This window comes from Blastococcus sp. SYSU DS0541 (genome assembly GCF_054050875.1).
This window is the reverse complement of sequence record NZ_JBJHAD010000012.1, coordinates 119,752-133,197: the sequence shown is the minus strand read 5'-3', so window position 1 is coordinate 133,197 and position 13,446 is coordinate 119,752. Positions and strand designations below refer to the sequence as shown.

The 13,446-nt window shown below is 72.8% G+C and carries 11 protein-coding genes; 5 read left to right on the top strand and 6 right to left on the bottom strand.

Features of this window, described 5'->3' with window-relative positions; translation table 11 throughout:
* The 4 genes from ACI794_RS14310 to ACI794_RS14295 form a co-directional block, all read right to left on the bottom strand.
* The coding region (locus ACI794_RS14310; RefSeq protein WP_456616686.1) for a leucine zipper domain-containing protein at positions 1 to 218 on the bottom strand (218 nt) is incomplete at its 3' end.
* Between the two features lie 151 nt (positions 219 to 369).
* Positions 370 to 1,485: an LCP family protein gene (locus ACI794_RS14305; RefSeq protein WP_456616685.1), complete on the bottom strand. Its 1,116-nt coding sequence runs from the start codon at positions 1,483 to 1,485 to the stop codon at positions 370 to 372.
* 125 nt (positions 1,486 to 1,610) lie between these two features.
* Positions 1,611 to 1,874 carry a hypothetical protein gene (locus ACI794_RS14300; protein WP_456616684.1) on the bottom strand — a complete coding sequence of 88 codons (264 nt, stop codon included), beginning with the start codon at positions 1,872 to 1,874 and terminating at the stop codon, positions 1,611 to 1,613.
* A gap of 520 nt (positions 1,875 to 2,394) precedes the next feature.
* The gene (locus tag ACI794_RS14295; protein WP_456616683.1) at positions 2,395 to 3,615 is read right to left on the bottom strand and encodes an acyltransferase family protein; all 1,221 of its coding nucleotides are present in this window, start codon (positions 3,613 to 3,615) and stop codon (positions 2,395 to 2,397) included.
* Between the two features lie 296 nt (positions 3,616 to 3,911).
* Here ACI794_RS14295 and ACI794_RS14290 point away from each other — a divergent pair, with 296 nt between their 5' ends.
* Positions 3,912 to 4,895 carry a polysaccharide lyase gene (locus tag ACI794_RS14290; protein ID WP_456602896.1) on the top strand — a complete coding sequence of 328 codons (984 nt, stop codon included), beginning with the start codon at positions 3,912 to 3,914 and terminating at the stop codon, positions 4,893 to 4,895.
* A 1-nt stretch (position 4,896) separates the two neighbouring features.
* On the opposite strand, the gene ACI794_RS14285 is transcribed toward ACI794_RS14290, so the two are convergent.
* Positions 4,897 to 6,237, bottom strand: coding sequence for a hypothetical protein (locus ACI794_RS14285; protein ID WP_456616682.1), 1,341 nt, complete (start codon positions 6,235 to 6,237; stop codon positions 4,897 to 4,899).
* Positions 6,238 to 6,280: 43 nt separating this feature from the next.
* Positions 6,281 to 7,600 carry a UDP-glucose dehydrogenase family protein gene (locus ACI794_RS14280; protein ID WP_456602898.1) on the bottom strand — a complete coding sequence of 440 codons (1,320 nt, stop codon included), beginning with the start codon at positions 7,598 to 7,600 and terminating at the stop codon, positions 6,281 to 6,283.
* Between the two features lie 300 nt (positions 7,601 to 7,900).
* Between ACI794_RS14280 and ACI794_RS14275 the strand changes: the two genes are divergently transcribed.
* The 4 genes from ACI794_RS14275 (at position 7,901) to ACI794_RS14260 (ending at position 13,258) form a co-directional block, all read left to right on the top strand.
* Positions 7,901 to 9,409, top strand: a complete 1,509-nt coding sequence (locus tag ACI794_RS14275; RefSeq protein ID WP_456616681.1) for a hypothetical protein — start codon at positions 7,901 to 7,903, stop codon at positions 9,407 to 9,409.
* Between the two features lie 115 nt (positions 9,410 to 9,524).
* The gene (locus ACI794_RS14270; protein ID WP_456602900.1) at positions 9,525 to 10,490 is read left to right on the top strand and encodes a glycosyltransferase; all 966 of its coding nucleotides are present in this window, start codon (positions 9,525 to 9,527) and stop codon (positions 10,488 to 10,490) included.
* Positions 10,487 to 11,554, top strand: coding sequence for a glycosyltransferase family 4 protein (locus tag ACI794_RS14265; protein ID WP_456616680.1), 1,068 nt, complete (start codon positions 10,487 to 10,489; stop codon positions 11,552 to 11,554). The genes ACI794_RS14270 and ACI794_RS14265 overlap by 4 nt, the downstream gene beginning before the upstream one ends.
* 99 nt (positions 11,555 to 11,653) lie before the next feature.
* Positions 11,654 to 13,258: a polysaccharide biosynthesis tyrosine autokinase gene (locus ACI794_RS14260; RefSeq protein ID WP_456616679.1), complete on the top strand. Its 1,605-nt coding sequence runs from the start codon at positions 11,654 to 11,656 to the stop codon at positions 13,256 to 13,258.
* Positions 13,259 to 13,446 lie beyond the last annotated feature (188 nt).

Here is a 13,446-nt window from a genome sequence, read left to right as displayed (position 1 = left end):
GCCACCGGGGTTCGGCGTGGGCAGCAGTGCGGTCGGCTCGGGCGATCCACCAGTCCGGCCAGGCCAAACTCCCGCCAGCGGTCCCACCACTTGTAGCCGGTGGCGCGGGAGACACCGAGCTCGGCGGTGACATGAGCCACCGGCCGGCCCTGCTGCTCGATCCGGGTGACCAGCAGCAGACGGCCGTGCACAGTCAAACGGGCATTAGCGTGGGACAACGAGACCTCCGGGCGGTTGGTGAGGCGTCAGCACCCACACCTTCGCTCGGAGGTCTCCTGCTTGATCAGTTAGGCGGCGCCGTCAACAACGCCCGTGGTCATTACATCTAGGGCGGGACGTGTCGTGTCAGGGGCGGGAATGGGTGCGGCCTCAGCGGGGGACGTCGGGGAGGGCCTCGTCGGCGAACTCGTCGGCGTTCTGCCCGAGCGAGTCGCTGCGCAGGTACTGCCACATTCGCTCGGAGGCGTTGCCGTCGAGGTAGACGACGCTGGCCGCGCCTTCCGTGCCGGTGCCGAGCACCGGGGCGGTGAAGTACTCGATGTCGCCGGGCGTCACGCCCCGCATCGAGTACGCCATACTCACCAGGTCGGCATTGCTCAGGGTGTCGTCGACGCTCACGGCGCTCGTGATCGCCAGCATGGCCGCGTCGAGCTTCGGCGGGCTGGTGAACGTCTCCGAGCTGAAGAGCTTGTCGAACATGGCCCGCAGGTACTGCTGCTGCCGCTTCACGCGGTCGAAGTCGCCACCGGGCAGCCCGTACCGCTGCCCGAGATACCAGCGCGCCTGGGCGCCGTCGAGGTGGTTCATGCCGGCCTCGAACGTGTACGGCCCGTTCTGCGTCGTCTCCGCCACCACCACGTCCACGCCGCCGAGGTCGTCGGTCACTTGGATCAGGCCGTCGAAGTCAATGGCGACGTAGTGGTCGATGCGCACCTCGGTGAGCTGCTCGACGGTTTGCACCAGCAGCGACGGCCCGCCCAGGGCGTAACTGGCGTTGATCTTGTTCATGCCGTGGCCCGGGATGTCCACCCACGAGTCGCGGGGGATGGAGATCAGCTGTGCGTGCCTCCGGTCGGCCGAGAGGCGGGCGAGCATGATCGCGTCCGAGCGGCCGCCGGGAGCAACGCCCTCCTCGGCCTCGCTGCGGGTGTCCGAGCCGACCAGCAGGAAGGTGATCGGCTCCTCGGCGGCTCTCTGCTGCGGGGTGGCCGGCGCGGGGCGCGCCTCTTCCGGCAACTCGGCGAAGACGTCGGAGACCCGGTCGATGTTGCCGGCCCACCGGTCGGCGAGAAACCAGAAGCTGCCGCCCGCGAGCAGGCCGAGCACGAGCGCCAGGACGCCGAGGCCGATCAGCACCCGCCGCAGGCCTCGGCGTCGGGAACGCTCCGCCACGTCGTCGTCCCCGTGGTCGTCGTCAGACACCAGGGGGATGGGCGACGCGTCGCGCGCGTCCTGCTCCGGCGCGCCGTTCTCGTCGCTGCGCATTCCTCGGACCCCCGTCGTCGTCGAACCCGGCAGAGGGTACGGCGGCGTCACCGGGGCCGGGTCGGACCCTGCCCCGTGGGGGTGAGGTCAGGTCCGGCCGGCAGATGCCTGGTGGAGGCCGGCAGTCAGGCCGAGCGGTCGTACGGCTGAGCCGCGGGTGGAGGGCTCCCGGCCGCGGCGCGGCGCCGGACCCGGCCGGGCAGGTCGTCCCCCGGCAGAGCCGGGCGGGGGAGCGACGGCTCCGCGAACAGCCCGCTGTCCAACTCTGAGGTGCGGTCCCGGGCGTCCTGCGTGCGCTGGTCGGCCAGGCGGACGCTGCGGCCGATGACGATAGCGACGGCCAGGCCTACGGCCGCCCACACCACGATGAGGATCAGCACCCAACTCATGGGCTCTTCCTAGGTGTCGCCGGCTGTCGCCGGATCCGACTGGGACGTGCCGTTCTCCGTGGCTGTTGCTACTGCCCTCGAAGGTACGCGCGCATGTCAGACAGCGTGTTACGGCCTCGAGACTTCCTCGACCCCCAATCCTGGTGGAGGACCGGGACGGCGGCTACGCCCACCGGCGAGAGTGTTCCCCGCGCGCTTCTCGCCGATGCGCTTCTGAGATGCCTGAGGCCTCGGCCGCCGAAGGGCGCCCCTTACCGGCGAGTTGCAGCGCCGTCACCAGACGCTCACGCTGGGTGCATGGAGTGGTGGGGGTGGGCCTTGGCGACGTGGGCGACCCTCGCTCTCGCGGCCAGCTTCTGGCTCGGCGCAGCCGCGGCGGTCGCACGCCACCACGAGAGAGCCACTCGACGGCGCCGACTGGCCAATGTCGCGCCAGAGCAGGATCCCGGGCGTGCGCCTTAGATGTGGCGACGCAAGATCACCCGACCCAGCGGCAGTCGACGGTGCAGCGAGCGAGTCGTCAGCGACGCTGCGTGTGGCCCGCGCCGCCGGTGCTCACCGGCAGCGAGCCGCCGCGCAGCCGCCGCTCCAGCGGCTTCTCGACGACGGTGAACAGCACGTAGGCGCTGGCGATCGACACGACCAGCGCCAGCACCGTCGCCCCGAGCGCGACCGCGAGGGTGGTCGGCATCAGCACGTAGTCCACCGCCCTGATCACCAGCTGATGGGTCAGGTAGAAGGCGAACGACCACTCGCCGAGCTTCACCAGCACCGGGTGCCGGAAGATCGACGGTCGTCCGTCCAGGTCGGCCTGCGCCGCCGTCGCGATCGTGAGCGCGAAGGGGATGAACGGGATGGCCACCCAGATGAGGTACGCCGGGGCGTAGGCGGCGACGACGTAGGCGACGGCGACCAGCGCCAGCGAGCCGCCCAGCCCGATCCGCCGGATGCGGCGCCCCTCCTTGATCCACAGGGCGATCAGGATGCCGAGGCAGAACTCCCACAGGCGCTGCACCGGGAAGATGAAGATCGCCCAGTCGGCCACCGTCTCGCCGTGGGTGAGCGGCGCCAGCACGATCGGCGGCACGATCACCAGCACGCACAGCACCCCGGCCGCCCACCAGCGCGCCCGCTGCGAGAGCCGCAGGGCCTGCACGATGAGCAGCGGGAACATCGCGTAGAAGAACATCTCGCAGGAGATCGACCACGTGACGCCGTTGCCGGCCCAGTAGTACTCGTTGTCGGGGATCCACGCGTGCAGCCCGACGAACGACGGCGCCATGTGCCACAGGAGCTCCCCGGTCTCCTCCGGCCGGGCCAGCGCGTTCAGCGGGATGAACGCGATCACCGCCACCCAGTACGCCGGCGCGATACGGGCGAACCGGCGCCGGTAGAACGGGCCCGCCTTGTCACCCGGGCGGTGGGTCCACGTGAGCACGAAGCCGCTGAGGATGAAGAAGAAGCTCACCCCGGCCGCGCCCGGCTCGAGGAAGGGGTAGACCGCGTCCCCCACCGGCGTCGTCTCGAACGTCGCGATCGTGTGCGAGCCGAACACCAGCAGCGCGGCGACGAACCGGAGCCCGGTCAGCGAGTCCAGCCGGGCGGTCGGCCGGGCGGGGGTGGGGCCGGACGACGAGGCCCGGGGCCGGGCGGGGACCGCCGCCGGGCGCTCGCCCGCGCGCTGATCGGCCGAGCCGGCTGAGGTATCGCGGGACGTCGTGCCGGGACGCGGTGCCGACACCGCTAGCCCTCCCGAGGTGCACAGGGCACCTCGGGCTCGTCGATCGAACGCCCGGGGAAGATCATCACCTCCAACAGTAAGGCCTGCTCGCTCTCGCCGCTGTACGCCGGGGAACACGGGACGTGAACACCTCGTTCCCCGGTGCGTGGCGGTGACTCTGCGGTCACGGGCTCTCGATGAGTAACCTCGGGCACCCCGCCCGTGGTCACCCGGCGCGGGTTCGCACCGCGCGAGCCGACCGCCGTCCGGGGCGCTGCGCCGCCCACCGCGCCGACCAGGACGAAGGGGGAACCGTTGTGACACGTGGACGCTGCTCGCTCCCGCTCGCCCTGGTGGTGACGGCGTCGCTGGTCCTGAGCGCCTGCGGTTCGAGCGGCCCCGACGAGAGCGAGGGCCAGGGCGAGGCCCCGCACGCCACCGCCGAACCGACGTCGACCCCGATCGAGAGCACGGCGATCCCGCGGTCCGACCTCGAGCCGGTGCCGACGACGGGAGACCGGTTCAACCCGTCGCGGTCGAGCGCGGCGTCCCCCTCCGGCTCGGAGTCGCCCGACGAGACGCCGGAGCCCGTGCAGGTGTGGAGCTACGCCGACGGCGACCTCGACGACTGGAGCGAGGTCCAGGCCGCCCGGCCCGAGCAGGTACGCGTCGTCGACGAGCCGGTCCGCCCCGGCTACGAGTACTCCGCCGCCTTCTCCGCCCGCCCGGGCGATTTCACCTTCGGCGTCGACACCACCATCCGCGGGGAGGTGCGCTCGACCATCGAGGAGGCCGGCGCACCCCGCGAGGGCGACGTGCAGTGGTACTCGTGGTCGACCTACTTCCCCGAGGACTTCTTCTGGGACGGCGGCGACGAGTTCCTCATCTACACGCAGTGGCACCAGACGGCCAACGAGGGCTCGCCCAACGTCGACCTCTGGGTGACCGACGGCCCCGATCCCGAGATCCGCCTCTCGCTGCGCGGCGGCCTGCTCGGCCAGGAGTCCGCGCAGTACGTCGCCACCTACGACCTGGGCCCGCTGGTGCTGGGGGAGTGGCTGGACCACACCGTCCGCATCGAGTGGTCCACCGACCCCGACAAGGGGAACGTCCAGGTGTGGATCGACGGCGAACGCCTGGTCAACGCCGTCGGGGCCACCCTGTTCGAGGGCCAGAGCATCTACTTCAAGCAGGGCATCTACGCGGCCAGCAACACCCGCCGCGAGCACACCGTCTACTTCTCCGACGCCCGCTGGGGCGAGTCGCGGGAGAGCGTCGCCCTCGAGCCCGCCGCGGACTGAGCTACTGCGCCGCCGACGCCGGCGAGCCCAGCGGGTTCTTGCCGGTCGGGGCGTTCTCCCGGGGGTCGACGGGTTCGACGTCCGGATCGTCGGGCGTCCCCTGCTCCGCCGGGGGCGTCTGCGGCACCACCCGGACGGCGACCAGCCAGCTCACCAGCGACATCGTCGCCGCGGCGATCACCAGCCCCGCCATCAGGCCGTTCCGGCCCCAGACGGCGGTGAGTGCGACGGGCAGGACCACCGCGATCGGCGCGACGGCGATGCGCACGCGCAGCGCGGCCGCGGTGTTGCGGGAGCCGCGCATCGCCAGCAGCGCCCCGTGGGTGACGCCGAAGAGCACCATCTGCGCGCTGACCGCGGCCACCAGCCAGCCCGAGCCCCACGACTCGCCGAACAGCGCCCGCCCCACGCTCTCCGGCAGCAGCACCAGCGCCGTCCCGTAGACGACCGCCACCCCGGCCAGCGCCAGCGACGCCATCCGGCCGATCCGCAGCGCCCGGCGCGCGTCGGCCTCCACCGCGCTCGCCACCATCGGCAGGCAGATGACGCTCGCCGCGGCGACGGTGATGTTCAGCGGCCCGTTGGCGACCTGGGCCGCCTTCAGCTGACCGAGCAGCGCCGTGCCGGCCACCAGCGGCAGCACGAAGATCGTCAGCTGCCCGGAGCCGGAGGAGAGCGCGAAGTCGCCCAGCAGCGGGCCGGACACCGGCCACATCGCCTTCAGCCGCGCCCGCAGCCGCACCGGCTCGCGCCGGATGCCGAAGGCCACCAGCCCGATGACGTCGGCCAGCAGCGCGCCGAGGATCCACAGCGCCAGGACGGCGGCCGTGCCGGCGATCGCCCCGGTGAGCGCCAGGACCGTCGCGACGACCATGACCACCAGCCACACGCCGTCCAACAGCACGGCCCGGCCCGGCCGCTGCTCCAGGAAGCCGACGTACCGCAGCGCGTCCTGCAGCAGCAGGACCGGCAGGCCGAGGAAGAACACGGCCCAGGCCAGGTCCAGCGGCGTGGCCAGCAGCAGCAGCCCGACCGGGATGCCGAGCGCGCCGACCGCCGTCGCCGACACCGCCGCGACCAGGTGCACCGGCGCGCCCTTGAGCACATTGCGCTGGGTGATGAGCAGCGGGTCCAGGACGGCGGCGCGCGTGCCGCCCAGCAGCAGCCAGTAGATGCTGTAGATCAGCGCGAACTCACCGAAGACGGCGGCGCTGACGCCGGTGGCGATCGCCACCGACAGCAGCATGTTGCTGGCGCTGGAGATCGCCTGGTCGGCGACGGTGAGGCCCCGGCTGACCAGCTTGCCCCCGCGCACGGCCCGGCCGACCCGTCGGATCACCATCGGCGGGTCGGCGGCACGGCAGGGGGAGTCGGCGGGACGAGGATCAGCCGGCCCGCCGGCCGAGCGCCCGGTAGCTCCAGCCGGCCGCGGTCCACGCCTCGCGGTCGAGCGCGTTGCGCCCGTCCAGGACGCGCTTCTGCTTGACGACCCGGCCGAACGCCACCGGGTCGAGCTCCCGGTACTGCTTCCACTCGGTGAGCACCAGGACGGCGTCGGCGCGCTCGGCGGCCTCCTCCGGGGTGGCGGCGTAGTCGAGCTGCGGCCACAGCCGCTGGCTGTTCTCCACCGCGGCCGGGTCGGTCACCCGCACGACGGCGCCCTGCAGCTGCAGCTGGGCGGCGACGTTGAGCGCCGGGGAGTCGCGGATGTCGTCGCTGTCGGGCTTGAACGCCGCCCCCAGGACCGCGACCCGCTTGCCCAGCAGCGAGCCGTCGCAGACCTCGCGGGCCAGCTCGACCATGCGGATGCGCCGGCGCATGTTGATGTTGTCGACCTCGCGCAGGAACGTGAGCGCCTGGTCGGCGCCCAGCTCACCGGCGCGGGCCATGAAGGCGCGGATGTCCTTGGGCAGGCAGCCGCCGCCGAAGCCGAGGCCGGCGTTGAGGAACTTGCGGCCGATCCGGTCGTCGTAGCCGATCGCGTCGGCGAGCAGCTTCACGTCGGCGCCGGTGGCCTCGCACAGCTCGGCCATGGCGTTGATGAAGGAGATCTTCGTGGCCAGGAACGAGTTCGCCGCCGTCTTCACCATCTCGGCGGTGGCGTAGTCGCTCTCGACCTTCGGGGTGCCGCGCTCGACGATCGTCGCGTACACCTCGTCGAGCAGCTTCCGCGCGGTGTCGCCGTCGGCACCGGCCGGAAGGCCGTAGACCAGCCGGTCGGGGTGCAGCGTGTCCTGGACGGCGAAGCCCTCGCGCAGGAACTCCGGGTTCCAGGCCAGCAGGGCGCCCGGCGCCTTGTCGGCGATCAGCTCGGCGAGCTGCGCGGCGGTGCCCACCGGCACCGTGGACTTGCCGACGACGAGCTCGCCGGGCGCGAGGACGTCGAGCAGCGACTCGACCGCGCCCTGCACGTAGCGCATGTCGGCGGCGTACTCGCCCCGCTTCTGCGGGGTGCCCACGCAGACGAAGTGGACGGTGGAGCCCGCGGCGTCGGCGAAGTCGGTGGAGAAGCGGAGCCGCCCGGTGCCCAGCGTGCGCTCCAGCAGCTCCTCGAAGCCCGGCTCGAAGAACGGTGCCTCGGCCTTCGACAGCGAGGCGATCTTCGCCTCGTCGACGTCGATGCCGACGACGTCGTGACCCAGCTCGGCCATCGACGCGGCGTGCACGGCTCCCAGGTATCCGCAGCCGATGACCGAGATCTTCACGCAGTGCTCCAGGTGGTCCGAGTGTGGGGTGGGACCGGCAGCCCGGTCCCGGGTCTCCCCGTCCGTCCGTGTGCAGGCCCCCGCCATGTTCGACCACGCGAGGGCCCGAACGCCAGCGGAGCCGCCACGGGAGGCGGAGAATCGTCCGTGCAGGTGGCGGAGCACCCGAACGGGTGTGACCGCCGTCGCTGCGCACCCGGGTGGATTGCGGGGGCGTGGCATTGTCGAGGGTCGGCCCGCGTGCAACGCTGCGCGGCGGACCGGGAGGAACCGTATCGGCCGGGGAGCGGAGGGGTCGAGGTGGGCGACGCGCTGACCAGGACCATGCCGCGCACCCTGGCCGTCTGCGTGCTGGTGGTCGCCGGCCTGACGTACGCCGCGGCCTACGAGCCGGTGCTCGTGCTCCTCGCGGTCGTCGGCGTCCCGGTGCTGGCGTGGGGCGTCCGCCACCCCAAGCGCTTCATCGCGGCCGCCGTCCTGGTCAGCCTGTTCGGCAAGACGGCGGCGCAGATCACCGGCAGCTCCGCGGTGGACCTGCTGGACGAGCTCGCGATCGCCGCCTCCGTGCTCGTGTGCGTCGGTCCCCGGCTGGTCCGAGGGCAGCCGATCCGGAGCTTCCCGGGCCTGGGCCTGTTCGCCCTCTACGGGGCGCTCGGCGTGGTCAGCGGGCTCGTGGCCGACGTGCCGCTGGTCGTCCTCGGCTCGGGGGCCGCGCTCGCCGGCAAGGGGATCCTGCTGGCCCTGGCCGTGGCCCAGCTGCAGTGGACCAGCGACGACGTGCGCCGCCTGGCCAAGGGCGGGGTCGGCGTCCTGCTCTTCATCATCGCCTGCTGCCTGGTCAACCTCGCCATCCCGCAGACCTGGCAGAGCACGGTCGGCAACATCGACCAGCTCAGCTTCCGCGCCGCCATCCCCTCGCTCATCGGCCCGTTCGTCGAGCCCGGCACGCTCGGGATCATGGCCGCGCTGGGCTTCCTCGGGGTCGTCGCGTGGAACACCACCATGGGCTCCACCCGCTTCACCTGGCTGCTCGCGGGCGGAATGGCCCTGGTCGCCGTCCTCTCCTTCCGGCGCAAGACCTGGCTGGGGATGATGGGCAGCTTCCTGTGGCTGAGCTCGCGGGCGGGGCGCCCCGGCGTCTTCGCGACGGCGGTCACCGTCGTCGTCGCCATCGTCATCCTGTTCTGGTCGACGCTGCTCAACGCGATCCAGGGGATCGTCGCCACCTACGTCGACCAGTCCGAGGGCACCGCGGCGCGCACCCTGATGACCCGCGACTCCTTCTTCGTCGCCCAGGACTACTTCCCGCTCGGGGCCGGATTCGGCCGCTTCGGCTCCGACACCGCCTCGGAGTTCTACAGCCCGCTCTACCTCGAGCGCGGCTACCAGTACGTGTGGGGCCTCTCCGAGCGCACGGGCAACGCGATGTTCCTCACCGACACCATGTGGCCGGCGGTGCTCGCCGAGAGCGGCTTCATCGGGATGCTCGCGTTCCTGGCGGCGCTCGTCGTCGTCTTCCGGCGGCTGAGCACGCTCTCGCGCGACAGCGAGCCCGCCGCCCGCTTCCTCGGCCTGACCGGCATCGCCTGGATCGTCCAGTACCTGCTCGAGTCCACCGGCAACCCGGTGTTCGTCTCCCCGCCGTCCTACATCCCGCTCTTCCTCCTGATCGGTCTGCTGGGACCGTTCGGTGCCCGGTCCGCCGACAACGACGCAGGAGCCGACCGGCCCGCCGCCGACCCCGGCTCGGCCGACCGGCGGGGAGCGGGCCGCGTGGCCCGCGTCACCCGACCGGCGCCCGTCGGCTGACGCCGTCCACACCAACCGGCGAAAAGGCGCGCGCGGAGGCGGTTGCGCCGCCGCGCCCCATTACGCTTCGGTGGTGCCACCACGACGCGATCGAGCCGAACCGGCAGGTGAGAGGGTGGAGCTGTCCGCCGCGCTGAGCGGCAAGCGGGCGCTGCTGGTCGCCTCGACCGGTGGTCACCTCGCGCAGATCGTCCGCTGGGCCGAGCGGTTCGGCCTTCAGCCGGACTCGGTCTTCGCCACGTTCGACTCCGAGCAGAGCCGGTCGCTGCTGCGCGGCCGCCGCGTGGTGACCCTCGACTACGTCCCCCCGCGGGGCCTGGCGCCGGCGGTCCGCGCCGGCCTCCGGCTGCACCGGGAGGTGCGCCGCGAGCGCTTCGACGTCGTCCTGAGCACCGGGGCCGCCGTCGCGATCCCCGCGTACGCCATCGCGCAGCTGCGCCGCATCCCGTTCGTCTACATCGAGAGCGTCTCCCGCTTCGACGGCCCCTCCGCCACCGGCCGCATCCTCGAGCGGCTGCCGCGGGCGCAGCGCTACTGCCAGCACGCCGCCTGGGCCGACCGCCCCGGCTGGCAGCTCGGCCCCTCGCTGCTCGACGACTACACCGCCGTCCCCGCGACCGACCGCCCCGCCCGCAACGGCGACGGCCGCCGCATCTTCGTCAGCCTCGGCACGATCAAGCCGTTCCGCTTCGACGCCCTCGTCGACGCCGTCCGCGACCGGCTGCGCCCCGGCGACACCGTCACCTGGCAGCTGGGCGCCACGACCCGCGACGACCTGCCCGGCGACGTGAACCTGGAGCTCCGCTCCGAGGAGTTCGACCGGCTGGTGGCCGAGAGCGACGTCTTCGTCACCCACGCCGGCGTGGGGACGCTGCTCCGCGCCCTCGAGCTCGGCGTCCGGCCCGTCGTCGTCCCGCGGCTGGCCGAGCGCGGCGAGCACGTCGACGACCACCAGGTGCAGGTGGCCCGCGAGCTCGCCGAGCGCGACCTCGTCCTGCTGCGCGCCCCCGGCGACCTGACCTCCGACGAGCTCGACCCCTCCGGCGTGGTGATCCGCCGAGCCGGGGACACGCCGGCGTGAGCCGCCCCTCGCGACCCGCCCTGCGCGTCACGCAGATCGGCAACGCGTCGCAGGGGCGCGGTGGTGTCTCCTCCGTGGTGCGCACCATGAACACCTGGGCCGGGCCCGACCTGGAGATGCGGGAGTGGCCCTCCTACTGGCACGGCGACCGGCGGCGCACCCTCGCCACCTTCGCGCGCACGGCGCTGAAGGTGCTGACCGACCGGGTGGAACGCACCGACGTGTGGCACTTCCACCTGACGCAGGAGGGCTCCTTCCTCCGCGAGGGGCTGCTGCTCGCCCTCGCCCGCCGGCGCGGGGTCTGCTGCACCGTCCTCGTGCACGGCTCGCAGTTCGTCGCGTTCGCCGAGGGCAACCGCCGGCTCGCCCGCCTGGTGCTGCGCCAGCCCGCGGTCGTCTTCGTCCTCACCGACCCCGCCGCGGAGGTGCTGCGCTCGCTCGGCATCGACGCCGTCCGGGTCGCCAACTCCGTGCCCATCGAGGAGGAGCCGGTGGGGTCGGGCCGCTCGGGCTTCGTCTTCGCCGGTGAGATCGGGCCGCGCAAGGGCGCCGACGTGCTCCTCGACGCGTGGTCGGCCGCCCGGCCCGACGGCCAGCAGCTCGTCCTCTTCGGCGACCTCGCCCCCCAGTTCCAACTGCCGGAACCGCTGCCGCACGGAGTCGTGTTCGAGGGGCCGGTCTCCCCCGAGGCGGTGCGCGCCCGGCTGCGGACGGCGACCGCGCTCGTCCTGCCCAGCCGGGCGGAGGCGATGCCGATGATCATCCTCGAGTCGATGAGCCTGGCGACGCCGGTCATCGCCAGCGACGTCGGCCAGATCGCCGAGGTGGTCCACGACACCGGCATGGTGGTGCCCCCGGCCGACGCCGACGCCCTCGGGACGGCGATCCGCACGATGGCCGGCTCCCCGGAGCTGGCGCAGGGCCTCGGGCGCCGCGCGTGGGACCGTGTACGGGCGCGGCACTCCAACGCCGTCGTCCGGCGGGTGTTCGTCGAGCACTGGGACAGGTGTGTCGGTGCGACACGTACGGGTGAGGCTCCCCCCTCGGATCCGCCGGATATCTAGCCTGGACTGCTCAGCAACTGCTTGGGTCGGCTGGACGGCAGTGCTGAGCCCGGCTGCAACCCACGTCAGTGGGTGTCGATCATCGGAGACGAGGAAGTAGTGGAACTCAGAGACACCATCGCGGCGCTCAAGGCCGGGTGGTTCCTGCCCGTGATCGGGATCCTGCTGGGCGGCGGGGTCGGGGCCGCGACCGCGCTGACCATGACGCCGACGTACACGTCGGGCGCGCAGCTGTGGGTGACGTCGACCGACGCCACCTCCACCACCGCCGCCTTCCAGGGCAGCCAGTTCGCCCAGAACCGCGTCGCCTCCTACGTGCAGATCCTCGGCAGCGAGCGCCTCGTCGACGGCGTCATCGAGCGGCTCGACCTCGACCTCCCCGCCGGGGCCGTGCAGGAGCGGATCGCGGCCGCCGTGGTGCCCGACACCAGCGTCCTCGACATCACGGTGACCGACACCTCGCCCGAGCGGGCGCGGGACCTGGCGGCCGCCGTCGCCGCCGAGTTCACCGAGCTGGTGGAGGAGGTCGAGGCGACGACGACGACGCCCACCGACCCCGCGGTCGACCCGGTGACCACCATCCCGGTCAAGGTGACCGTCCTGGACACCCCCGAGGTCGCCTCGGAGCCCTCGTCGCCGGACCTGTACGCCAACATCGCCGTCGGCGTCCTCATCGGCCTGCTGGTCGGGCTGGTGCTCGCCTACGCGCGGGTGCGGCTGGACCGCTCGGTGCGCGACGGGAAGGTCGCCGCCGAGGTGGCCGGCGCCCCGGTGATCGGGACCATCGCCCGCGACTCGAAGCTCGGGTCGTCGCACGTGCTGGAGCGGAACAGCCGGTCGGCCAACGCCGAGGCCTTCCGCCAGCTGCGCACCAACCTGCAGTTCCTCAACGTCGACGAGCCCCCCCGCGTGATCATGGTGTCCAGCGCGGTCGCCACCGAGGGCAAGAGCACGCTCGCGGTCAACCTCGCCCTCACCCTGGCCGAGGGCGGCCACCGGGTCGCGCTGGTGGAGTCCGACCTGCGCCACCCCCGGGTGGTCAAGTACCTCGGCCTCGTCGACGGCGCGGGGCTGACCAGCATCCTCGCCGGCGCCGCCGACCTCGACGACGTGCTGCAGCCCTACGGCAGCACCGGGTTGTCGGTGCTCGCCGCCGGGTCCATCCCGCCCAACCCCAGCGAGCTGCTCGCGTCCAGCCAGCTCCGCACCCTGGTCGAGCAGCTGCGGGCCACCCACGACTACGTCATCGTCGACACCCCGCCGCTGCTGCCGGTCGCCGACGCCAGCGCCGTCGCCGTCGCCATGGACGGCGTGCTGCTGTCGGTGCGCCAGGGCAAGACCCGGCGGGAGGAGCTCGAGCGCGCCGTCGCGATCCTCGACCGGGTCGGGGCGCGGACCCTGGGGGTCATCCTGAACATGGCCCCCGCGTCGGCGACGCCGCAGGCCTACGGCTACGACGACGAGACCCCCACGGAGCCGGACCCCAAGCCCCGGCCCGCCGCCGTCCAGGAGATCCCCCAGGCGCCGGGCAAGCGAACCGGGGGCGACCGCGGAACCCAGCCCGGTGGCGCGACGCGCGTCGAGGTGCGGGCGGCCGAGCCGGCCGCCGACGGGCCGACCGCCGTCCCGCCGGCCTCGCGCACGCCGCGCACCGTGGGCGAGCCCACGGCGGCCGAGAGCAGGGACACGCCCAGCCGGAGCTGATCCGGGGTGGGCGGCGCGCAGCCGCCGACACGGATGTGACCTACTCCGCTGACGCAGCGTAGGCGCACGCTTTCGTTACGTACAGTTATGTCGTGAGCGGGCCAAATCGTCTCCGAGCGGCTAACGTCATCACCTGGCGGCTCGACCGGCCAGGCAATGGTGCCTCACTGATCGCGCGCGGCCACTCT